The organism is Alteromonas sp. ABH4_452 (genome assembly GCF_056311825.1).
In genome coordinates this window covers 525,264-546,647 of record NZ_CM149973.1, presented here as the reverse complement: position 1 = coordinate 546,647, position 21,384 = coordinate 525,264, and the positions used below count along the sequence as shown (strand labels likewise).

Annotated in this window: 16 protein-coding genes; 6 read left to right on the top strand and 10 right to left on the bottom strand. The window is 45.2% G+C overall.

Going from position 1 to position 21,384, the window contains the following annotated elements; translation table 11 throughout:
• Positions 1-154: 154 nt before the first annotated feature.
• The gene (locus ACYX4N_RS02380; RefSeq protein ID WP_476055488.1) at positions 155-1,219 is read left to right on the top strand and encodes an ion transporter; all 1,065 of its coding nucleotides are present in this window, start codon (positions 155-157) and stop codon (positions 1,217-1,219) included.
• Positions 1,220-1,272: 53 nt separating this feature from the next.
• On the opposite strand, the gene ACYX4N_RS02375 is transcribed toward ACYX4N_RS02380, so the two are convergent.
• A complete protein-coding gene (locus tag ACYX4N_RS02375; RefSeq protein ID WP_476055487.1) occupies positions 1,273-2,802 on the bottom strand; it encodes an MFS transporter in 1,530 nt (509 codons plus the stop codon).
• Positions 2,803-2,996: 194 nt separating this feature from the next.
• Here ACYX4N_RS02375 and ACYX4N_RS02370 point away from each other — a divergent pair, with 194 nt between their 5' ends.
• Positions 2,997-3,986 carry a Gfo/Idh/MocA family protein gene (locus ACYX4N_RS02370; protein ID WP_474803692.1) on the top strand — a complete coding sequence of 330 codons (990 nt, stop codon included), beginning with the start codon at positions 2,997-2,999 and terminating at the stop codon, positions 3,984-3,986.
• 105 nt (positions 3,987-4,091) lie between these two features.
• On the opposite strand, the gene ACYX4N_RS02365 is transcribed toward ACYX4N_RS02370, so the two are convergent.
• Genes ACYX4N_RS02365 through uxaC form a run of 3 tightly spaced genes read right to left on the bottom strand, consistent with a single transcriptional unit; the run spans position 4,092 to position 7,825 of the window.
• The gene (locus ACYX4N_RS02365; protein ID WP_476055486.1) at positions 4,092-4,889 is read right to left on the bottom strand and encodes a ThuA domain-containing protein; all 798 of its coding nucleotides are present in this window, start codon (positions 4,887-4,889) and stop codon (positions 4,092-4,094) included.
• Positions 4,886-6,400, bottom strand: coding sequence for a mannitol dehydrogenase family protein (locus ACYX4N_RS02360; RefSeq protein ID WP_476055485.1), 1,515 nt, complete (start codon positions 6,398-6,400; stop codon positions 4,886-4,888). Before ACYX4N_RS02360 ends, ACYX4N_RS02365 begins: the two co-directional genes overlap by 4 nt.
• 9 nt (positions 6,401-6,409) lie before the next feature.
• On the bottom strand, positions 6,410-7,825 hold the full coding sequence (uxaC, locus tag ACYX4N_RS02355; RefSeq protein ID WP_476055484.1) for a glucuronate isomerase: 1,416 nt from the start codon (positions 7,823-7,825) through the stop codon (positions 6,410-6,412).
• Between the two features lie 315 nt (positions 7,826-8,140).
• Here uxaC and ACYX4N_RS02350 point away from each other — a divergent pair, with 315 nt between their 5' ends.
• On the top strand, positions 8,141-9,169 hold the full coding sequence (locus ACYX4N_RS02350) for a LacI family DNA-binding transcriptional regulator (RefSeq protein WP_474803680.1): 1,029 nt from the start codon (positions 8,141-8,143) through the stop codon (positions 9,167-9,169).
• A 103-nt stretch (positions 9,170-9,272) separates the two neighbouring features.
• On the opposite strand, the gene ACYX4N_RS02345 is transcribed toward ACYX4N_RS02350, so the two are convergent.
• The 4 genes from ACYX4N_RS02345 to manD all read right to left on the bottom strand — a co-directional run bounded on the left by ACYX4N_RS02345 (position 9,273) and on the right by manD (position 13,937).
• Entirely contained in the window at positions 9,273-10,508 is a 1,236-nt protein-coding gene (locus ACYX4N_RS02345) for a sugar MFS transporter (RefSeq protein WP_476055483.1), read from the bottom strand.
• Between the two features lie 13 nt (positions 10,509-10,521).
• Positions 10,522-11,709 (bottom strand): AGE family epimerase/isomerase, encoded by a 1,188-nt coding sequence (locus ACYX4N_RS02340; RefSeq protein WP_476055482.1) that lies wholly within the window; start codon positions 11,707-11,709, stop codon positions 10,522-10,524.
• 79 nt (positions 11,710-11,788) lie between these two features.
• A complete protein-coding gene (locus tag ACYX4N_RS02335; protein WP_476055481.1) occupies positions 11,789-12,718 on the bottom strand; it encodes a sugar kinase in 930 nt (309 codons plus the stop codon).
• Positions 12,719-12,728: 10 nt separating this feature from the next.
• On the bottom strand, positions 12,729-13,937 hold the full coding sequence (gene manD, locus ACYX4N_RS02330) for a D-mannonate dehydratase ManD (RefSeq protein ID WP_476055480.1): 1,209 nt from the start codon (positions 13,935-13,937) through the stop codon (positions 12,729-12,731).
• Positions 13,938-14,059: 122 nt separating this feature from the next.
• Between manD and ACYX4N_RS02325 the strand changes: the two genes are divergently transcribed.
• The 3 genes from ACYX4N_RS02325 (at position 14,060) to ACYX4N_RS02315 (ending at position 17,852) form a co-directional block, all read left to right on the top strand.
• Positions 14,060-14,788, top strand: coding sequence for a FadR/GntR family transcriptional regulator (locus ACYX4N_RS02325; protein WP_474803665.1), 729 nt, complete (start codon positions 14,060-14,062; stop codon positions 14,786-14,788).
• 80 nt (positions 14,789-14,868) lie between these two features.
• Positions 14,869-17,211, top strand: coding sequence for a GH92 family glycosyl hydrolase (locus ACYX4N_RS02320; RefSeq protein ID WP_476055479.1), 2,343 nt, complete (start codon positions 14,869-14,871; stop codon positions 17,209-17,211).
• 2 nt (positions 17,212-17,213) lie between these two features.
• Positions 17,214-17,852, top strand: coding sequence for an HAD-IA family hydrolase (locus ACYX4N_RS02315; RefSeq protein ID WP_476055478.1), 639 nt, complete (start codon positions 17,214-17,216; stop codon positions 17,850-17,852).
• A gap of 156 nt (positions 17,853-18,008) precedes the next feature.
• On the opposite strand, the gene ACYX4N_RS02310 is transcribed toward ACYX4N_RS02315, so the two are convergent.
• Both ACYX4N_RS02310 and iolD read right to left on the bottom strand, forming a co-directional pair.
• Positions 18,009-19,511, bottom strand: coding sequence for a CoA-acylating methylmalonate-semialdehyde dehydrogenase (locus ACYX4N_RS02310; protein WP_474803656.1), 1,503 nt, complete (start codon positions 19,509-19,511; stop codon positions 18,009-18,011).
• 30 nt (positions 19,512-19,541) lie between these two features.
• The gene (iolD, locus tag ACYX4N_RS02305) at positions 19,542-21,383 is read right to left on the bottom strand and encodes a 3D-(3,5/4)-trihydroxycyclohexane-1,2-dione acylhydrolase (decyclizing) (RefSeq protein ID WP_476055477.1); all 1,842 of its coding nucleotides are present in this window, start codon (positions 21,381-21,383) and stop codon (positions 19,542-19,544) included.
• Position 21,384: the final 1 nt, after the last annotated feature.

The following is a 21,384-nucleotide window of genomic DNA, read 5'->3' as shown; positions in this document are numbered from 1 at the left end:
CTCTTAGTTTGCCTTCCTGACGTTTAAACTAACATGTTTTGAGCCCTACTGCGTTTGAAAAGCTGCACAGTAACGCCTCTCTTTGTCAGAAGGATTACCAATTCATCTCCGTTATTGATATAACAAGGTTAATTCTTAAATCATAAATTTAGCTATGTCATTTCGAAACGCGTGCTATCACATTCTTGCTCCCGCTAGCGAAGCTCACGAATACAAAAAACGTAGCAAGTTGTTTGATATATTGCTTATTGCGCTGATTATCGTAAATGTAGCGGCCATGATGCTAGAAACCGTACCGGGTATTCCCGCCCTTTGGCAGCGAGAGCTGCATATCATTGAGGTCGTTTCGGTACTTATTTTCACTGTTGAATACATACTTCGCGTTTACAGCAGTGCATCGGCGCCTCCCAGTGTTTCCAAAGCTAGCGGCACTTTCAAAGCTAACGGCACTTCCCAAGAAAAAACGACGGCATGGCAAAAACGTTGGGCTTATATAAAAAGTCCTATGGCGCTGGTGGATTTAATGGCAATACTACCTTTTTACTTAAGCGTTTTCGTGGCATTTGATTTACGTATATTACGGGTTTTCAGAGTACTTCGAATTTTGAAAATTGGTCGCTATTCCCGTTCAATGCAAACCCTTATCACCGTATTGCGCAACGAGTCGCATAGCCTCATCGCAGCTATTAGCGTACTTCTGCTTTTCACTGTTATCGCCGCCACCTGCATTTACTATATCGAACATGCTGCGCAACCCAACGTTTTCAGCAGTATTCCAGCATCTTTATGGTGGGCACTGGTCACGCTAACTACCGTAGGTTATGGCGATGCCGTTCCCGTTACAGCATTAGGCAAGGTGTTCGGTGGGCTTATAACCATCATGGGTATATGCTTTTACGCCTTACCAGCGGGCATTTTATCATCAAGCTATACCACCCAAATGCAGTTAAAGCGTGATCGGTTCAAAGATACAGTGCAAAGTGTGTTAGACGATGGAAAATTGAGTAAGCATGACATCCATCATTTAGACCACGTACGAGCTTTACTTGATTTAGATGAAACCGCAGGCGGCCCCGTACTTTGTGCAACTGCGTTAGGTAATAACGTAACTGAAGCGCAGCAAAAAGCCTACGAGCTGCTAAAAACCATTCAATTTAAAGATGTATACTATCGCACTGTCATTGCACACCGTGCGATTTCAAGAGAGTCTGAAGCCTAACGTAACCTTTGTGAAATAGCCAAGTGCTTAACGTCACTTGGCTATTTCACGCTCTACAGACGCTCAACGACGGTTTCGTCTGTATTGCCGCGGTGTAAGAAGAAGGATGCTTTTTTCTTTTTTTTATTGCCCCACATATATTTATACTCCCAACCAGTTAACTCCTCAACCACGCTAACAACGTGAGGTAACGCATCCTGCTTTGCCCCACCTTTACGCAAGCGACTGACTTCATCAATAAGTATTTTGTGCTTTTGCTTGGTTAACTGAAAGAGCGTTGCGCCAAATAGCGCAATAATCGCTAGACATGTTGGTCCTATCAAAAATAGCCAGTAGACGCCTGAAATAGTCTCACTTGTCTGCACTTTAGCGCCAGATTCAAAGCCGACCCATTGCAAACCAATGCTTGCAATCAACATTGCAGAGGCCTGACATACTTTCCTCCCAAGGGTCATGACTCCAGAGAATATTCCCGCTCTACGTCGCCCCGTCAGAATTTCATCCACATCGGGAATAGAGTTAAAGATCACCCAAGGAATAAGATATATGCCGCCTCGCGCGAGGCCAATAAGAACGGCGCCCAAGAAAACCGCTTTGCTCACATCGAGCGCAATATTGGGGAGAATAGCGAAAAAAGCAAGGCTAACAAACATAAGACCTAATGCTATTTTATAGGCGTTAGCATTCCCTATTTTTAGCGCGAACCACGTAAAGGTAAGCACACCAAAAAACTGCATAAAGGTCATCACACTTAAGATTTGTCCACCTTCACCCGCAGATAGATTGAGGTTAAATGTAATATAGTGTAGAAAGAGTGCGCCAAAAATGTCTAATGCTACTGAACCACCGATATACATCATCAGATGAATTCGGAATGTCTTTATTTGCAGTGTACTTGCCATTTCCTTATATAAATCAACAAGGGTTTCTTTTATAGAAGAGACCTCTTTCTGAGGAGGGAGCCTCGAAGGTTCGATTTCCCACGTGTATTTGTAAATAAAGTACCACGGCAAAGTAAAAATAAATCCAAACAAAAAACCAATGTAGATAAAGGCTTGGGCTTCATCTTCAACATTGGACATGATTAGCCCAGGGATTAGGGTAACAACAAATGCCGTTATTTGACCAAACGTCAGGCGGCAACTTCCCATCTTAGTTCGAATTTCATAGTCGTCTGTCATCTCGTTTGGAAGTGTGCAATAAGGCGTCATCACCACGGTAAACATGGTGTTGAATAAAAGATAAGTGACAAGGTAATAAGTAAACCCAAATCCAGAGATGAACATGAGACCAAACACAATTAGCAACGGTGCGCCAAAAAGAAAAAACACTTTTCTGCGTCCAAATCGAGTTCGGATATTATCAGTAATATACGCAACGATAGGGTCAGTAATGGCGTCCCATAACTTACCAATAGCAAAAATCAACCCTGCTTCAACAGGCGACAAACCTGCAACTTGGGTGAAAAAGTAAAGCATCCACAACCCAATTATAGTGCCAGAGCCGCTTCCAAAAATGTCTCCTGAACCCCAAGCAATGATGTTTTTCCAACCTGGCTGCTTTCTTTTTTCTACGTCATTCATTGATGAACTCCCAACCTTTTCAGCTAATATTTTAACACTGATTTAACACAGACTATTACGTCCTTGACACCGGTGTCAATATAGAATTTAATGTAAATATAGTAAACACTAGGTGAATAAATCACAGTCATTGTTAATTCCTTTGATTGTTTCACACTCTTTTTAAATAACATTTGGTTAAATGTGGGGATACCATGAAGTTAAAACTTGGCGTTATTGGTTGCGGCAAAAAATCATCTCAATATATCAACACATGGTCTCAGCGCACTGATATCGACATTGTTTGTGTTTGCGATCCAAGCGAGGGAGCGTTGCAGCACGTTAAAGCAATTCTTAGCGATCACGATCACAAGCAGGTACACGCTTATCAAGACTGGCAAACCCTTTTAAGTGAACAAGGTAGTACGCTAGATGCCGTTTATATTTGTACTCCACATGCTGTTCACGCAGATCAAGCGTTAGCTGCCCTAGAGTTGAACTTAGACGTACTACTTGAAAAGCCCATGGTAACGACCGTTGATGAAGCGAAAGCACTCCAATTGGCCCAACAGGCCAGCGGTAAGCAGCTTGTGGTTGCCTATCAAGGTGGATTGTCTCCCCTTGTTCACCAATTGAAAGAAGATATTGCCACAAAGCGCTATGGCGATTTGATGAGTATCAATGCTGCAATATGGGAAGATTGGGCAGACACTTACACTGGCCATTGGAAGCAAGTGCCTGAAATCTCAGGTGGTGGTTTTATGTTTGATACGGGTGCACACATGATGAACACCACATCAATGCTTTGCTCTCAGCCCTTTGCCAGTGTTAGTGCAAAAATGAACAACCATAACTTTCCTGTGGATATTGTCACAACGGTAATAGGAGAACTGGCGGACGGGATGCTTTTTTCTATGCACGCGTGCGGCAAAAGCATTCGATGTACATCTCGAATAGAGTGCTTTTTCACTAACTATGTCGTGAGAGTCTGCGCGTGGGGACGCTGGATTGAGATTGAAGACAGAGACGGCAACATTGAGCGCAAAGAGCAGGAATCAGCGAACAATTTGATGAATGTTTTCTTACAAACGAAGGACGGCAATATGCAAAACCCTTCAGATATTGAACAAGGATTGCACATGGCAAAATTGTGGGACGCTATCAAACTCTCTGCCGGCAAAAATGGGGCGCCGGTAGCTTGTTGAGCTCCTTTACGATCGCGCAACATTAGCGTATTGCATTCATTAAAAAAGGGCGTTTCGCCCTTTTTTAACTCTCGCGGAGTGGGTGATTAATCATGCAGACTGGTATCATTTATTCTGTGCGGCTTTTTCCGCGAGCATCAGTTTTCGCGGCTTTTTGAAATACGTCTGTTTGGGTGCGCCTTTTTCTAACGGCACCGGTCTACCCCAGTTTTTCATGCTCCATCCAGAGGTATGGGCTTGGTTTGACCATTGTATGGCATTGGCCAGCACCTGAATGATGTGAGGGTTTCTATATATTGGAAAGGTTTCATGGCCCGGAGAAAAGAAAAATATTTTCCCCCTTCCCCGCGTAAACGTGCACCCACTTCTTAGGATTTCCCCACCTTGATACCAAGATGTAAATACCAGTTCATCAGGGTCTGGAATATCAAAAGGTTCGCCATACATCTCCGACTGAGGCAACTCAATTTGGGGCGGCAAATTATAGGCAATTGGGTGAGATGGTTTCAGACACCATACGCGTTCACGTTCCCCTCCTTCGGCCTCTCGCCAGCTCAGGTTACAGCTTGTTCCCATTAAGCGCTTAAACAATTTAGCGTGATGTCCGGAGTGTAAAACAATGAGCCCCATCCCTTCTAATACACGCTGTTGAAGCTTATCGATAAGCTTGTCATCAAGCTCATCATGGTATCGGTGGCCCCACCAAATGGCGACATCCGTATTGTCGATTCTCTCTTTTGGCCACCCTTGCTCAGGGTCGTCTAACGTTGCTGATGTTAAGTTAAAACCGAACGGTTTAAGCCTCTCAACAATGCAACCGCCAATGGTTTCGGGATAGCACTCTTGTACGTCAGCGTCTTCTTTTTCGTGCCGACATTCATTCCATACGGTAACATTTATCATAGTACTGCCTGCTGCTTTAATTGTGGGGAATAGTCCTGTACTTCTAGAAGCAAGCTATCTAACGCGGTAGAAACACCATTGGCTAAAATGTAACTCAACCAGTATTTAACTCGCTCTTCAAAAACTTCATTCGTCGAGAGTGTTTGGGGAAAGATTTGTGATAGACCTAAGTACCCTTTAACTAATTTATCAATCTCGTAAAAGTCACGTTTTTGAACGTCGTAAAGCACATCAGCAAGCGGGTCCTGTACCTCTATCGCATCGCCCTTGGCGTCAAAAGCCATAGTATAGCGAAGCCATGAAGCGACAGCGAAACACAGACACTCAGCGCTCTCGCCATTTTGTAGTCTACCTTCAATAGTATGAAAAAGGCGTTGGGGCAGCTTCTGGGAGCCATCCATCGCAATTTGATAAGTTCTGTGAAACAGCGCTGGGTTCTTGAATCGCTCTAACAAATCTGCTGTGTAGCTTGTAAGTTCCAGCCCAGGAGGTGGTATCAACGTGGGTGCAATTTCATCACACATCAAAATATTTAAGTATCGTTCAAAGGCTTTATCTTCCATTACTTCGCTAACGAATTCATAGCCTGATAAGAACCCTGCATACGCCAACGATGAATGAGCACCGTTTAATAGACGAAGCTTCGCTTTTTCAAACACATCTACATTGCTTACAATAGTAGCCCCAACCTCTTCCCAACAAGGGCGCTTACCAGCAAATTTGTCCTCAATTATCCATTGCGTAAATGCTTCGGTTTTCACCATTGCACTGTCTCTGTAGCCAGCATCACCCGCTAACTCATCAATATCGCTAGGCGTAGTTGCTGGCACAATTCTGTCAACCATGGTGTTGGGAAACGCTACATTCTCGTTGATCCAAGCCACAAATTCGTCGCTCACACGTGTTGCTAACTGCGTCACAATTCTTGCTGTCGTACTGCCGTTCTCCGGTAAATTGTCACAGCACAAAATGGTAGGGGCGTCGACTTGCGCCTCAAACCTTGTTTTAAGTGCACTAACCAAGTAGCCGATTGCCGTTTTCGGCTTATCTAAATTAGATACATCGTGAATAATATCAGGATGCTGCACATTTAAATTACCCGTTGATGGGTCGAGGCAGTAACCTTTTTCAGTCACCGTTAAAGAGATGATGTGACACGATGGCGAAGCCATTAACGAAAGCACCGCTTGCGGGTCGTCAGGTGCAACCAACACTTTTGCAACCGATTGAACTAGTTGCTGCTCTTGCCCTTGCGCAGAACTCACCTTAACCGTATAGAAGCCATCTTGCGGATTAAGTTGCTCAGCAACGGTCCCGCTTCTGAGCGACACGCCGGCGATAAACCAGTCATGATCGCCACTCTTGCGCATATATGCATCGGTATACACCGCTTGATGCGCTCGATGAAATGCACCTATTCCCAAATGGACAATCCCAATATTTGGCGTCTGTGGACGATATAATTCGTCGCTTTTACTCACTATTTCGCGATCCAACCTCTTTACTGTCATAACCACTACCTATAAGTTGTAAGCACGTTTAGCTAGGTTATATGCCAAGTCCTTGGCAAGCCCATGAGCCTCATCCATATCGATATAGTGACGCGCTACCAACTCCGCGAGATATACACAGTCCATTCTACGAGCAAGATCATGACGAGCTGGAATAGATAAAAACGCACGGGTATCGTCATTAAACCCTACCGTATTGTAAAACCCAGCGGTTTCTGTGGTTTGTCTTCTAAAACGAATCATCCCTTCAGGGCTATCGTGAAACCACCATGAGGGCCCCAGCTTCAGGCAAGGATAATGTCCTGCGAGCGGCGCTAATTCTCTGCTGTATACAGTTTCATCTAAGGTAAACAAAATAATGTTTAAATTTGGATTGTTGCCAAACTTATCTAATAAAGGTTTGAGGGCTTGAATATATTCAGTGGGAGAAGGAACATCCGCGCCTTTATCTCTGCCATATACTTCAAACACAGACTTGTTGTGATTCCTGTAAGCACCGGGATGAATTTGCATGACCAAACCGTCTTCAATAGACATTTCAGCCATCACCGTAAGCATGTGAGCCCTAAAAAGCTCGGCATCATCGGTAGTAAAGTGACTACTTTGTACTTTGGCAAATAACTTCTTGGCCTCGCTGTGAGAAAGGTCTGCTGTGGCTGCTGTGGGATGGCCGTGGTCGGTAGAGGTAACGCCCATCGTTTTGAAGAACGCACGTCGATGGCGCAACGCTGCCAGATAATTGTCGTAATCTGTACAATCTAAATCGGTTAACGCACCGAGTTTCGCTAATTTTGTTGCAAATTTTTCATGTTCGGGGTCAATGACAGCATCAGGCCTAAACGCACTGATAACTTTACCTCTCCAACCTGAGTCCAGAATTTGTTGATGGTATGTCAGTTCATCGGTTGCACATTCCGTCGTCGCAATCACTTCGATATTGTACTGCTCAAATAATGCTCTAGGAAGGAACTCAGGGCGCTTTAGCGCACTGTCTATGATGTCATAATAGTGGTCAGCCGTTGATTCCTCTAATTTCACTTCAATACCAAACGTGTGCACAAACACATAGTTTAGCCAGAAGCTAGACGGTGTTCCCTTGAATAGATAAAAGTGTTTTGCAAATATTCGCCATATTTCACGCGGATCAACGTCAGCGCAACTTCCGTCTTTTCGCCATATTCCTAGCTCGTCTAAGCTAATGCCCTGACTATAGAGCATTCTATAAACGTAATGATCTGGCTTGATGAGTAAATCAGTAGGATTGGCAAATGGCTCATTCGATGCAAACCAAGCGGGGTCAGTGTGACCGTGAGGACTAACGATAGGTAAGTCTTTCACCTCATTATAAAGAGTCCTTGCGATGTCTCGTTCCACTGAATTAGAGGAAAAGAGTCTATCTGGATGAAGGTGCAACTTAGACGCCATCAATATTTTCTCCATTGCTTGTCGTTAATGGTCAAAAAGCGCATCATTGTTGAAGAAATGACATGGATAATAGTAAGTGACTACCTTACCTGTCTGATGGCCTTTTCAAAATAGAAGTTATAAACTCAATTGACACCGGTGTCAAATATGTTTATAAAACAATAAGGGCGATAATATTTAATATAAATTTATCATTATTAACAAATAAACATCAACTCAATAGCCGATTTCGGCTTGTATTACAAATACTGTTGGTTGCACTATGGTGATGATTTATATTATCTCGTCAAAGTTTAGAAAGGGTTATGGAATTTTATGGCTTCAGTCACCATTATGGATGTAGCACGAAAAGCTGGTGTCTCTAAGAAGACGGTTTCACGTGTTATTAATAATGAAGCTAACGTGAGACCGCAGACAAAAGAAAAAGTCCAATCTGCAATTGATGAGCTTGGTTTTAAGCGCAATCCTCTTGGAATGGCTCTTGCTAAAAACCGGTCATTGTTTATCGCACTTCTCGCTGATAACCCAAGTCCTGGTTATCTCATGAATTTACAGAAGGGTATCCTTCAAGCGTGTACCGAAGAACACATGGGGCTATTCCTTTATGATTGCCAATACCGTTCGCCATCATTAGTAGAAGAAATACAAACTTTCATTGAAAACACGCTGGCTGATGGTCTTATTCTCGTACCTCCACTTAGCGATAAAATCGAGCTTCTTGATATGCTTGACCGCAAAGGCGTCAGTTATGTTCGCATAGGAACCAAAGATACAAAGCGCGGTGATTTCGTTGGCTCTAATACGACTAAAGCCGCGTTTGATATGACTGAGTATCTTATTAAGCTTAAGCACCGACATATTGGTTTTATCTTAGGTCATCCCGATCAAGCATCGAGTAAACGAACTGAACAAGGATTCAGAGAAGCGCATGCAAAAGCAGGCATTCCTGTCGATGAATCGTTAATTGCCCAAGGGTATTATACCCATCAATCGGGTGTTGATGCGGCGATGACGTTGCTAAATAAAACACCTAGACCAACGGTCATTTTTGCGAGCAATGATGAAATGGCCGTTGGCGCATTGTGTGAAGCACAAAGTCGGGGAATCAAAGTGCCTGAAGAGCTTTCCATAGCGGGGATTGATGACATATCGATAACCACAAAGGTTTGGCCAAATATCACAACCATGCGTCAACCGTTGAACTCCATTGGTTATACGGCAGCCTCTACGCTTATTCGACGATTACAGAAAAAAACTATAGAACAAAGCGAAGAAGCTTTTGTTAACCATCTTTTTGACTGTGAGCTTGTCATTCGCCAGTCAACCAAAACTTATGTTGGCTAAAAGAATATGATTATAAGAAAAGATAGGCGCGCTGCGCACTGACAAGCACTTAGTATTCAGGCCTATCTTTTCGCTTTCGCTCTCTCTACGTAACACCTCTAGGCTACAACTGACTTACTTTCTGTGACCCCACGAGCGCATACCATGCGATATACACGTAGCACAGTGCTGGTACCAAAAAGCTCAACTGTAACGAAAGGGCATCAGCGGCAACACCTTGAATAAGCGGCAGTATTGCTCCTCCCACTATACCTTGGCATAAGTAGCCAGACGCTTTACCGGTATGTTCTCCTAGCCCACAAATGGCCAGCGCAAAAATAGTGGGAAACATAATAGAATTAAAAAGGCCTACAGAGAGAATTGTCCACATTGCCATATCGCCACTACTAGACACCGACACAGATATCATTGCTACTGCAAGTAACGCGTTTAAAGCAAGAATGATTGAGGGTGCAACAAATCGCATAATAAAAGCCCCAAAAAAGCGGCCTACCATTGCAGCTCCCCAGTAATAAGACACCATGGCGCCTGCACTTACGTTGTTCATTCCCTCAATGCCAAGCTGTAGGAAAAAGTTGACCAAATAGCTACCTACAGCAACTTCTGCTCCAACGTACAAAAATATGGCGAGTACACCATATTTTAGGTGGGGAAAGGCATGCATAGAAAATCGCTTTGTCGTTTCGCTATCAACACTGCGTTCATGCAGTATTGGCAGGCGCAATTTGGAAAAAATGAAAGCGACAACAACCAACACCCCCGCAATTATTAAATAGGGCTGCTGCACTGCTTCTGCTGAATTATCATTTGAGGCTGACGCCAAAATAAGGATCGCACCAAATGCGGGGGCTGCGGTGTGGCCCAGTGAATTAATTGCTTGCGCAAAATTCAGACGGCTAGCGGCGGTTTTTTCAGGCCCTAATGCAGCGACGTAAGGATTAGCTGATACTTGTAAAACAGTGATACCTGCGGCTAGAACGAACAGGGCGAAAAGGAAAATACCATACCTAGATAAGGATGCTGCGGGAAAAAAAAGACAACATCCAACGGCAATAATACCCAAGCCGTAAATAATGCCTCTTTGATACCCCGTTTTGTCAATAAGTCGACCAGCTATGGGCGAAACAACAAAATAAGCTCCAAAAAAGCAGAACTGAACAAGCGCCGCTTGTAAAAAGCTTAGTGCAAAAGCGTCTTTTAAATAAGGCAGCAAAATATCGTTTAAGGCCGTAATGAACCCCCAAATAAAAAACAGGGCAGTCATGGCAAAAAAGGCAAACTTCATTGTATTAGGCTGATGCTCAGTGTTGAGCGCCACCACTTCAGGTGTAGGGTTCATAAATTATCCTTTTTTACAGTTTCACTAATACATCAAAACAGGCACCAAGCGTGTGGTAGTCACACTTTGCACCCGCACTACTCTTCTCATCAGATACTTTGGCATTGTCGCGACCCAGCAACCTAAACCACGCACCGTATTGATGGTCGACAAAGTGTTCCCAACTGTAAGCCCATAACTTTTTATAAGCGTCTAAATACTTCGCTTCCTTCGTTTCTTGATAAAGCAGAGCAGCCGCGGCGAAACTTTCAGCCTGAACCCAAAAATACTTGTCGTCGTCACACCAGTTTCCTTCGTCATCGAAACCGTAGATCAGTCCGCCGTATTCGTTGTCCCAAGCCACCTTATAAGCAGAGTCAAAGAGAAACTGTGCACGCGTTAACCACGCAGTATTAGGTTCAATTCGATATAGCGACACTAACAATTTCGCCCACTCGGTTTGATGGCCAGGCTGGAACCCCCAAGGTCGATATAAATTTTTGGGGTCATCACGGTTGTAATCCCAATCGGTTTGAAATGTTGGCGTGTAATGCTCCCATACGAGACCGCCCGTTTGATTAGCCTGTCGTGAGGTTATATTTTCGGCTATGCACTTTGCTTTAGAAAAATAAACGCTGTCACCGGTTGCTTCAAACGCAGAAATCATCGCCTCACATGCATGCATATTGGCGTTTTGACCTCGATAAGGCGACAGTACTCCATCCGCGCTAATTTCATCAGCATACAGTTCAAAATCAGGTTGCCAGAACCGAGTTTCCATTAAATCGAACACTCGCTTTATGTCTTCTTTCGCATCTTTGATTTTTGCCTTGTGAATTGCGGCATAGGCCAATAAAACGAACGCATAACCGTAGTTTTGTTGGGTCATATCAAGGGGGTCATTTCCTTGAAGGGTCCATGCATAGCCTTGCTTGTCTTCTCGCCAATGCACGTTTTCAAGGAAGGTAAGGCCGTGAATAGCCAATTCTGCATATTGCTTTTCGCCAAGTAAGCTGTAGCCACGGGCATAGTTAACGATAATTCGCGCACTACTCACTAGTTGTTTGAACTGAGGATTAAACACCTCACCATTGTCTAAATAATTCTGAAAATACCCGCCTTCTTGATCAACAACACGTGGGTCATAAAACCGATAAATGTCTTTGCAATGTTGCTCTAAAAACGCTTTGCTGTAGGGATTTTCAAGTGAAGGAATGGGCATAGTGCAATGTCCTATTTAATTTGTCGTTGTAGGGATTGGCATTATTCTGGTGTTTTTGCATTAAGTGTGTGCCGACGAACTAGGCATCGTTCGCCGCCGACGGTATTGATAATTTACCCCACTGACTTTCTGGCAGAATGGCACCTTTAAATTGAACCACTTTACTCGCACAAGCATGTGCCTTTTTAATGGCTTGATCTATACTCATGTTCTGAGAAATACCCGAGATAAATCCGCCGCTGAAGGCGTCTCCCGCTCCCGTAGCGTCTACCATGGTGTCACTGAAATCCAAAGGAAGTGTATTCAATTCCCCCTTCACCCAATAGCACGCTTTACGCTTGGCAGACATTAATGTGATGCAAGGCAACGCAGCGCAGAATTGCTCTAACATCGCGGTGTTTGAAAACTTGAAAATTGTTTTTAAGTCTTCGTCGCTGGGAAGGAAGTAATCTGCTTTTGCGATGGCTTGCTGATAGGCATTCACTACATCATCTCGACGCCGCCAAAGGTTCGCTCTGTAGTTCGTATCAAAGAACACTAATTTGCCTTTAGCGCGCTGTCGTGCAAGAAAAGCTAACCAACAGTGCAACACTTCTTCGCTCATCAAAGACAGGGTTATCCCTGACCAATAAAAGGCTGTACAGTTTTCCGCTTTCTCCACCAGTGACGTGAAGAGTGAAATACTGGTAAAGCATTGCTTTGCCGCAGAATTACTGCGCCAGTAGGTGAAAGTTCGCTCACCATGATTGTCGTTCTCGATGGCATACATTCCTGGTGATTCGCCGGGAATACTTATCATTGAATACAGAGGCAGGCCATGATGACGGCATGCGACACGAATACTTTCACTAAATCCGTCATCGCCAAGTGCAGAAAAATAACGCACGTTTGTACCTAACCTTGATAACATTACGGCCGTATTAAATGTATCTCCCGCTACGCCACGCTTGAACATTTCCTCTCCATAGGGCTGTAGCTCTATCATTACCTCTCCAAATACGCCAATCATGCTCTGCTCCTCACCAGTTATACATTGAGCCATCTTCTAATCGGTTTACGGGCAAGTAAGCGCGTTTATAAGGGTATTTCGCTGCTTTTTCCTCATCAATATCCACACCATGCCCAGGCGTTTCACCGGCTATCAAATAGCCATTTTCAAAACGATAATCGTGAGGAAATACTTCGTCGGTCTCAGGTGTATGACGCATATATTCCTGGATGCCAAAGTTTGGTACCCAAGTGTCGAAGTGAAGTGCAGCGCCCATTGTGATAGGGCTTAGATCAGTTGCACCGTGGAAGCCCGTTCTGACATGATAGAGCTCCGCTAAATGCGCAATTCTGCGTAAATGCGTGATCCCTCCGCCATGCACAATGGTCGTGCGGATATAATCGATAAGCTGTTCACTAATCAGCTGTTGGCAGTCGTGAATAGAAGCAAACACCTCTCCTACTGCGATAGGTGTAGTTGTATGCTTACGGAACAGTCTGAAACCTTCTTGCAGTTCTGCTGGAACCGCATCTTCTAACCAAAATAGTTTGTAAGGCTCTAGAGATTTACCAAGTTGCGCAGCTTCTATTGGTGTGCATCTGTGGTGGGCATCATGCAGTAAATGGTAGTCGTAGCCATAAGTTTCACGAAGCGTTTTGAAAAGCTCAGGTACGCTATTTAAATATTTTGACGTGGACCATACGTTTTCTGTAGGCAGTTCAGCATCTGCGGGTTCATAGTACATTTTGTCTTTTGAAACGCCGTATGTACTGTCTAGTCCGGGCACCCCCGTTTGAGCGCGAATGGCTTTATATCCCATATCGATGTACTTACCGACTTCGGCAACCGTATCTTCTATCGTTTTGCCGTTTGCGTGACCGTAAACCATAACGCCATCACGACTTCTGCCACCTAATAACTGATACAGAGGCATATTGGCAGCTTTTGCTTTTATATCCCATAACGCCACATCAACAGCGGCAATCGCCGTCATCCCTACTGGACCACGACGCCAGTATGCACCTCTGTAAAAGAACTGCCATATGTCTTCAATGCGTCTCGCGTCTTTTCCAATAAGGCATGGAACAAGGTGATCTTCTAAATAACTTGCCACCGCAAGCTCTCGACCATTTAGTGTAGCGTCGCCAATACCGTAGGTCCCGTCTTCGGTAACAATTTTCAGCGTAACAAAATTTCTACCGGGACTGGTGACGATGACTTTAGCGTCGGTAATCTTCATATTCATTCCTATATAAACGATGCTCTGTCGAGTAAAAACACAGATGTAACCTTGAATTTACCACCACAAAGCCTTAAATTGGCCAAACCTTTTTCATTAAGTTAACATTTGGCCCATCCAATATGCAACATGTAAGTCCAAAAAATCTACACTCTGGTTCTTCGAGCACCGGTCAACGCCTGTATCTTCAAGTTGCAGACTCACTTGCACAGCTCATCATCAGTGACAATTTGAGCCCTGGAGATCGCCTTTCCCCTGAGAGAGAACTTGCACAAGAATACGAAGTCAGTCGCCAAACAGTACGGGAAGCATTGATTGCCCTTGAGGTATCCGGTTTAGTAGAAATTCGCCCAGGTTCAGGCGTTTACGTATTAAAGCGAGAGAATTTAAAGACGAGTTTGGTCATGGAAGATGCACCAGGCCCCCTCGAGATCATGGAGGCTCGAACTTTATTTGAAGGTGAAGCAGCAGCACTGGCAGCACAAAGGATTAGTAATGAGGAACTACTCAAACTGAAAGCTTATCTTAAGCAAATGGAAGACATGGTCGCCCTTGGAAAGATAAAGGAGGCAGAGGAGTTTGACGGAAAGTTCCACCGCACTATTGCACAGGCAACACGAAACAGCGCCATTATTACCACCGTTGAATGGTTATGGTCTTTGCGTGAATCGTCGGAAATAAGCCGTGTATTTAACGACAAGATTCGCCAGAAAGGCTCCAACCCTAATATCGAAGCGCACAAGCAAATTCTTGAAAGCCTCTCTCGCTACGACAGCGATGCGGCAAAGAAAGCCATGCAGTCACATCTCGCCGACGTTTCCGAAGCGTATATTTTATTCATCTCCGACTAAAATTGGACAAACCAATTTGAAATTGGTATAGCATCTTGTTATAAAGGCGTAAATAACGATTTAGTTTGGGGTAGTTGAGGATGAAAAAGAATCTTTGGTTGACGTGTTTTCTAGCAATGTCGTGTGTTTTGACGCCGCTTTCGTTAAGTTATGCGTCCAGTAAGCAACCCGTTGACCTTGTTTACCCTTATCTCGATTCAGCTAACAGCCGCTGGTTCTTTTTTGACTCAGCATCACTTCCTTTTGGTATGGTCAACCTCAACCCCGATACCGAGATAGGCGGAGCATGGGGAAGTGGTTATCGTTACCATTCTAACGACATTAAAGGCATAAGCCACGTGCATGCGTGGCAGCTATCCGGGCTATCCGTTATGCCTCTCTCGTCTACTCGCCCTGTGGCCGAGATTAAAAATGACTATTACTCTCCGTTTTCTCATGACAGTGAAATTGTAAAGCCGGGCTACCATAAATTTTCATTAGATCGTTACAAAATTGATGTTGAGCTTACCGCTACAACCCGGGTTGGTTTTCATCGTTACCATTATGCGCCTAATACCCCACAACAAGTATTATTTAACTTAGGCGGCAAATTAGGTCCATCAGAATTAGGTCACGCAGAAGCAAACCAAGTCGCGTCTAATGCGGTAGCTGGCTACATAACAAACTTGCCGACGTACCGCAGAACTCGCCCTACAAAAGTTTACTACTATGCCGAATTCGATAAAGACATAGCTCGACTAGACAGCTACAGAGGGGAACATGTATTCCCGGCCGTTAGCGGCATTAACGGACTTAATGCAGGGCTACTCATTGAACTTAGTCATGACGCAAAACCGCTTTTGATGAAAGTGGGGATTTCCTACGTGTCTGTGGAGAATGCGAAAGCCAATATTGATGCAGAGTTATCTACCTGGCACTTTGATAAAACAAAAGATGCCGCACTCACAGAGTGGAACACATGGCTTAAAAAAATCACCGTTAAAGGCGGAACTGAACAACAACAGCGCCGATTTTACACCGATCTTTGGCATGCACTACAAGGTAGACGCATCATCTCTGACGCCAACGGTCAATATGTTGATCAAACTGGCATAGATCCTGTTATTAAACAGCTTCCCCTCAATGAAAAGGGGGTCCCGCTATTTAACCATCACAACTCTGATTCTTTTTGGGGAGCACAATGGACCATTGCAACGCTGTGGCCGCTGGTATACCCAAGCGTTGCCTCGGATTTCACCAACAGTCTGCTTACCTACTATAAAGATGGCTCGATGATTCCACGAGGCCCATCAGGTGGAAATTACACCTATGTCATGACAGGCGCTTCATCAACGCCGTTTATCGTTTCTAACTATATGAAAGGCATACGAGACTTCGATGTTGACACGGCTTACAGCGGATTAACGTACAATCATAGTGATAAAGGCATTATGGCAAAAGCGGGTTATGAGCACTACACCAAAATGGGTGGTGGTATGCGACATTATCTCGAAAAAGGCTACATTCCATTTCCTCTTCCGCCGGAGGAAAGCAGTTATGGCAATCATAGAAGGGGGCCGGGCCAAACCTTAGAAAATGCGTATCAAGATTTTACCCTTGCTCAGTTTGCCAACGCGCTAGGAAAAGAGAAGGACTATCGCTATTTTTTAAAACGCAGTCAAAACTACCGCAATGTTTTTGATCCTGAATCGGGTTTTATGCGCCCTAGAAATGTAGACGGTACGTGGCAAACACCATTCGACCCCTATCAATACGAAAATGGCTTTGTCGAATCGAACCCCGCTCAAGGCACCTGGTTTGTTCCTCACGATATTAAAGGGTTAGCCGAATTGATGGGCGGGGAAGCGGTATTAATTGAGCGTCTAGACCGCGACTTTCTTGTTGCCGAAAAACAAGGCTTCACGTCAGGCACTGCTCATGCAGATGAAACCATTGAGTCGTTACGTCGGGCTCCGATCAATTATGGTAATCAACCAAGCATGCAAACCGCATTTATTTTTAGCGCAGCAGGCGCACCCTGGAAAACACAAAAATGGTCAAGACGGGTGGTTGACGCTGTTTACTCCCATTTATCTCCTGAACGTGGTTACAACGGTGATGAAGATCAGGGTTTAATGGGCGCGCTGGCGGTACTCATGAAAATAGGCTTGTTTCAGCTAACCGGGGGCGTAGAACAGGACCCTGTTTATTATATTGGCTCACCTATTTTCGATGAAATCACACTTTCTTTAGACAATGACTACTTCACGGGTAAACAGTTTACGATCAAAACCCTAGATAATGGACCAGATAATGTTTTTGTGGAGTCTGCTACGCTCAATGGCGAACCTTTAAACCGCGCCTATTTGCTACACAGTGAAATCACAAATGGTGGAGAACTCGTTCTGCAAATGTCGTCTACGCCTAACCCGTCTTGGCGATAAGCATGACCATAAAGTGTTTGCTTTTTGATAGTGACGGCACACTGGTAGATAGCGAATACCTGTGCAACCTTGGCTTAGCTCAGCAGTTTGCCACTATGGGGCTCAAGCTTGATGCGCATCAGTTGATGAAGCGATATCGAGGCGGCAAGATGTTGGAGGTACTCAACGATATTGCCACATCGCATGACATCACTATTCCTGCACACTTTTTAAAAGACTACCGGGCTCGCGTCGCCAATTTATTCGAAGCGAACCTTAAACCTATCGATGGGGTTGTTGATGCTCTTGAACAGCTAGACTACGAAAAAGCGGTGGTATCGAATGGCCCTAAAGAAAAAATAGACCATGCATTAGGGCTTTGTCACTTGCACCACTATTTTGGCCCACATATTTACAGCGCATACGACATCGGCGCGTACAAGCCAAGCCCAGATATTTATTTAAGCGTAGCGAAAAGGCTAGGGGTAACGCCGTCTGAATGTGTAGTGATAGAAGACAGCATGGCGGGTATAAAGGCGGGTAGTGCAGCAAAAATGAAAACCTTCTTCTACAACACATTCAACGAACCCGTTTCTTTACCCAATGTGTCTTCGTTCAGCGATATGAGAGCGCTACCGGGTCTTATTGCCTCGCTTAAGTAAGCGGTAACTTACTTTTTCCAATTGATGGTAACGTGCCAGATTATTTTTTTGCAACATTCCCACTCAGTCGATAAAAAAATATAAAAACAAAAGGCATTCACCATAGTGAATGCCTTTATTTTTTAAAATTTCGTATTAGGGTCTTTAACGCTAGCGCTATTTCATTGTTGGCATAGTGTAATGATTGATATTTTGTTGGCCCTTAGGCCAGCGAGCAGTCACCGTTTTCATCTTAGTGTAGAACCGAACGCCATCTGGGCCGTGCATATTTAGAGGACCAAATATTGAGCGTTTCCATCCGCCAAAACTGTGAAACGCCATAGGCACAGGAATGGGTACATTCACGCCAACCATACCCACTTGCACCTGATGCGTATACATATGGGCAGCCTCACCATTTCCCGTAAATATCGAGGTACCGTTTCCGTATTCGTGTTCATTAACAAGTTTAAGCGCTTCTTCGAAGGTATTTACGCGCACTATACTAAGTACAGGACCAAATATTTCCTCCTGATACACACGCATGCCTGGCGTCACATTATCAAATAGGGTGGGGCCCACAAAATAGCCTTGCTCGTTTCCAGTTACGGTAAAGTCGCGCCCATCGCTGACCAAACGCGCCCCCTCCTTGATTCCTGTCTCAATATAAGACAGCACCTTATCAGCATGCTGACGGCTGATTAGAGGCCCCATATGTGGTTCCTCACCTTCGCCATGCCCTGCACCAACGCGCATATTCGCTATTTCCGTTTCTAGCTTTTCTATCAGTGCATCCGCTGCTTCGTCGCCCACACATACGGCCACAGAAATCGCCATGCAGCGTTCACCCGCAGAGCCATAAGCAGCGCCCATTAAAGAACCACTGACTAAATCAAGGTCAGCATCTGGCATCACTACCATATGATTTTTAGCACCACCGAGTGCCTGCACGCGTTTTCCGTTCTCACTCCCCGTCTTGTATACATATTCAGCGATAGGCGTAGAACCTACAAAGCTAACCGCTTGCACTCTAGGATCGCTGAGCAACACGTCAACTGATTCTTTATCGCCATTTACAACATTGAATACACCGTCTGGCAAGCCCGCCTCTTTTAAAAGCTCGGCCAGCTTTAACGGTACGCTAGGATCTTTTTCGGAAGGCTTCATCACAAACGTATTACCGCACGCTAGCGCTACTGGGAACATCCAAAGTGGTACCATCGCGGGGAAATTGAAGGGCGCAATTCCCGCGCAGACACCCACCGGCTGCATTAATGAGAAACTGTCCACACCACGGCCAACGTTCATTGACTGCTCGCCCTTGAGCAAATGTGGAATACCACACGCGAATTCCACCACCTCTATGCCTCGGGTTAGCTCTCCCTGCGCATCCGAAAAAACTTTTCCATGCTCTGACGTGATAAGCAGCGCCAGTTCATCTTTATTTTCTTCCAGCAGCGCTTTGAACTTAAACATCACGCGAGAACGGTTCAACGGCGTTACCGCACTCCATTCTGCCAGCGCATCATGTGCGGCAGTAATCGCTTGTGTTGTCTCTTGTGCACTGGAAAGGCATACTTGCTTAGTCTGCTCTCCCGTGGCGGGGTCGTAAACTGCCCCCACTCGTCCGCTCTGGCTTTCTACGTTATTACCGTTTATAAAATTACCAAGTGTTTGCATGATGTCCCTCTAAGACGTAAGTCTTCAAAATTAATAAGGTTGCTTAGACTGAGCACCTTTGTATTCTTTATGTGCTTGATTTACCGACTCACACTGTGAGATCTCAGGTATAGCAACGTCCCACCAGCTGCCATTATCAGTACTTATATGCGGGTCGGTATTAAGTGAAATCAGGGTACTTTTTGTATTACTGCGCGCTTTTTCTAGCGCAGACTCTAGCTCGCCAACACTGGACACACTAATGCCGTGCGCCCCCATTGCACTGGCGTGTGCAGCAAAGTCGATGTGCATTGCGTCGGGATTACCCGCACAGTTTTCTAAAAGGTTGTTGAAAGGTGCGTTCCCGGTACCTTGTTGAAGGCGGTTAATGCAGCCGAAACCTCGGTTGTCGAGCAGAATGACGGTGATTTTTTGTTCAAGCATGATTGACGTCGCCAGTTCAGAGTTCATCATCATGTAAGAACCATCACCTACCACCACAAACACCTCGCGCTTTGGCGTGGCCATTTTTACGCCCAAGCCACCCGCTATCTCATAGCCCATGCAAGAAAAGCCATATTCCACATGGTACGAGCCCGGTCCCTCAGCTCGCCATAGCTTGTGAAGCTCTCCAGGTAGACCGCCGGCAGCACAAACAATGACATCGCTTGTGTTACATTGCCGTTTGATAGCACCTAGCACTTGTGCATCAGAGGGCAGTTCTGTGCCCGTATCTGCTGTGACGTTGTCATACATGCTTTGCCATTGGGCGTTTAACACTTTTGCTCGATTGAGCCAGTCTTTAAACAGTGGAACGGGCGTAAGACCCTCAGATAGTTGCATTATCACGGTTCGCGCGTCGCCAACTAACGGTTGAGCGTTGTGCTTTTCAGCGTCGAACACACCTACGTTCAGCTGAATTAACATTTTTTGGTGACTCTCCAACAATGTTCGCGACTCCGTCGTGAAATCCTGTAAACGGGTCCCTATTGCCAGCACCACATCAGCCTCTTGGGCTAGCTGATTTGCAGCAGCTGACCCCGTTACACCGATACCGCCTACTGCACATGGATGCTCCCACGGCAACGCCCCTTTTCCAGCCTGGGTTTCTGCGACCGGGATTTGATGGGCATGCGCAAAGTCAGACAGCACTTCTGTGGCCTCAGAGTAAAGCACTCCGCCACCGGCGATGATGAGAGGCTTTTCAGCGCATTGAAGTGCGCTAAGTGCATGTGCTAATTCATTCTGATGCGCGCTTACTCGCCGTAAACTATGCACTTTCTTTACAAACAGACTTTCTGGATAGTCGAATGCTTCGGTCTGTACATCTTGCGGAAAAGCGAGAGTAACAGGGCCAGAGTTCACCGGGTCCAAGAGTGTCTGCATTGCTACGGGCATTGAATGGATCAGTTGTTCAGGGCGATGAATGCGGTCGAAATACCGGCTTACTGGTTTGAAGCAATCATTCGCCGTCACTCCAGGATCAGTAAAGTGTTCTATTTGTTGAAGTACAGGGTCTGGCTTTCGGTTTGCAAACGTGTCGCCGGGAACTAATAACACAGGAAGGCGATTGGCATGGGCAAGCGCAGCTGCGGTTACCATATTCGTGGCTCCAGGCCCAATTGAAGACGTACACATCATCATGCGCTTGCGGAAATTTGCTTTAGCATACGCAATTGCAGTATGGGCCATGCCCTGCTCGTTGTGAGCACGAAACGTAGGTATGCTGTCTTGCGCGTGGTAAAGAGCCTCGCCTAAGCCGGCTACGTTACCATGACCAAAAATCGCAAACGCGCCGCCAAAAATCGGCACCTCTTCGTTGTTGTGAACGATGTATTGCTGGCTAAAAAACTTTACCAGCGCCTGCGCGGCGGTTAATCGAACATACTGCATG

What these genes read in the sequence shown, in the direction of transcription:
- ACYX4N_RS02380 (WP_476055488.1), top strand. Translation starts at nt 155, where the DNA reads ATGTCATTTCGAAACGCGTGCTATCACATTCTTGCTCCCGCTAGCGAA.
- ACYX4N_RS02375 (WP_476055487.1), bottom strand. Translation starts at nt 2,802, where the DNA reads ATGAATGACGTAGAAAAAAGAAAGCAGCCAGGTTGGAAAAACATCATT.
- ACYX4N_RS02370 (WP_474803692.1), top strand. Translation starts at nt 2,997, where the DNA reads ATGAAGTTAAAACTTGGCGTTATTGGTTGCGGCAAAAAATCATCTCAA.
- ACYX4N_RS02365 (WP_476055486.1), bottom strand. Translation starts at nt 4,889, where the DNA reads ATGATAAATGTTACCGTATGGAATGAATGTCGGCACGAAAAAGAAGAC.
- ACYX4N_RS02360 (WP_476055485.1), bottom strand. Translation starts at nt 6,400, where the DNA reads ATGACAGTAAAGAGGTTGGATCGCGAAATAGTGAGTAAAAGCGACGAA.
- uxaC (WP_476055484.1), bottom strand. Translation starts at nt 7,825, where the DNA reads ATGGCGTCTAAGTTGCACCTTCATCCAGATAGACTCTTTTCCTCTAAT.
- ACYX4N_RS02350 (WP_474803680.1), top strand. Translation starts at nt 8,141, where the DNA reads ATGGCTTCAGTCACCATTATGGATGTAGCACGAAAAGCTGGTGTCTCT.
- ACYX4N_RS02345 (WP_476055483.1), bottom strand. Translation starts at nt 10,508, where the DNA reads ATGAACCCTACACCTGAAGTGGTGGCGCTCAACACTGAGCATCAGCCT.
- ACYX4N_RS02340 (WP_476055482.1), bottom strand. Translation starts at nt 11,709, where the DNA reads ATGCCCATTCCTTCACTTGAAAATCCCTACAGCAAAGCGTTTTTAGAG.
- ACYX4N_RS02335 (WP_476055481.1), bottom strand. Translation starts at nt 12,718, where the DNA reads ATGATTGGCGTATTTGGAGAGGTAATGATAGAGCTACAGCCCTATGGA.
- manD (WP_476055480.1), bottom strand. Translation starts at nt 13,937, where the DNA reads ATGAAGATTACCGACGCTAAAGTCATCGTCACCAGTCCCGGTAGAAAT.
- ACYX4N_RS02325 (WP_474803665.1), top strand. Translation starts at nt 14,060, where the DNA reads ATGCAACATGTAAGTCCAAAAAATCTACACTCTGGTTCTTCGAGCACC.
- ACYX4N_RS02320 (WP_476055479.1), top strand. Translation starts at nt 14,869, where the DNA reads ATGAAAAAGAATCTTTGGTTGACGTGTTTTCTAGCAATGTCGTGTGTT.
- ACYX4N_RS02315 (WP_476055478.1), top strand. Translation starts at nt 17,214, where the DNA reads ATGACCATAAAGTGTTTGCTTTTTGATAGTGACGGCACACTGGTAGAT.
- ACYX4N_RS02310 (WP_474803656.1), bottom strand. Translation starts at nt 19,511, where the DNA reads ATGCAAACACTTGGTAATTTTATAAACGGTAATAACGTAGAAAGCCAG.
- iolD (WP_476055477.1), bottom strand. Translation starts at nt 21,383, where the DNA reads ATGCAGTATGTTCGATTAACCGCCGCGCAGGCGCTGGTAAAGTTTTTT.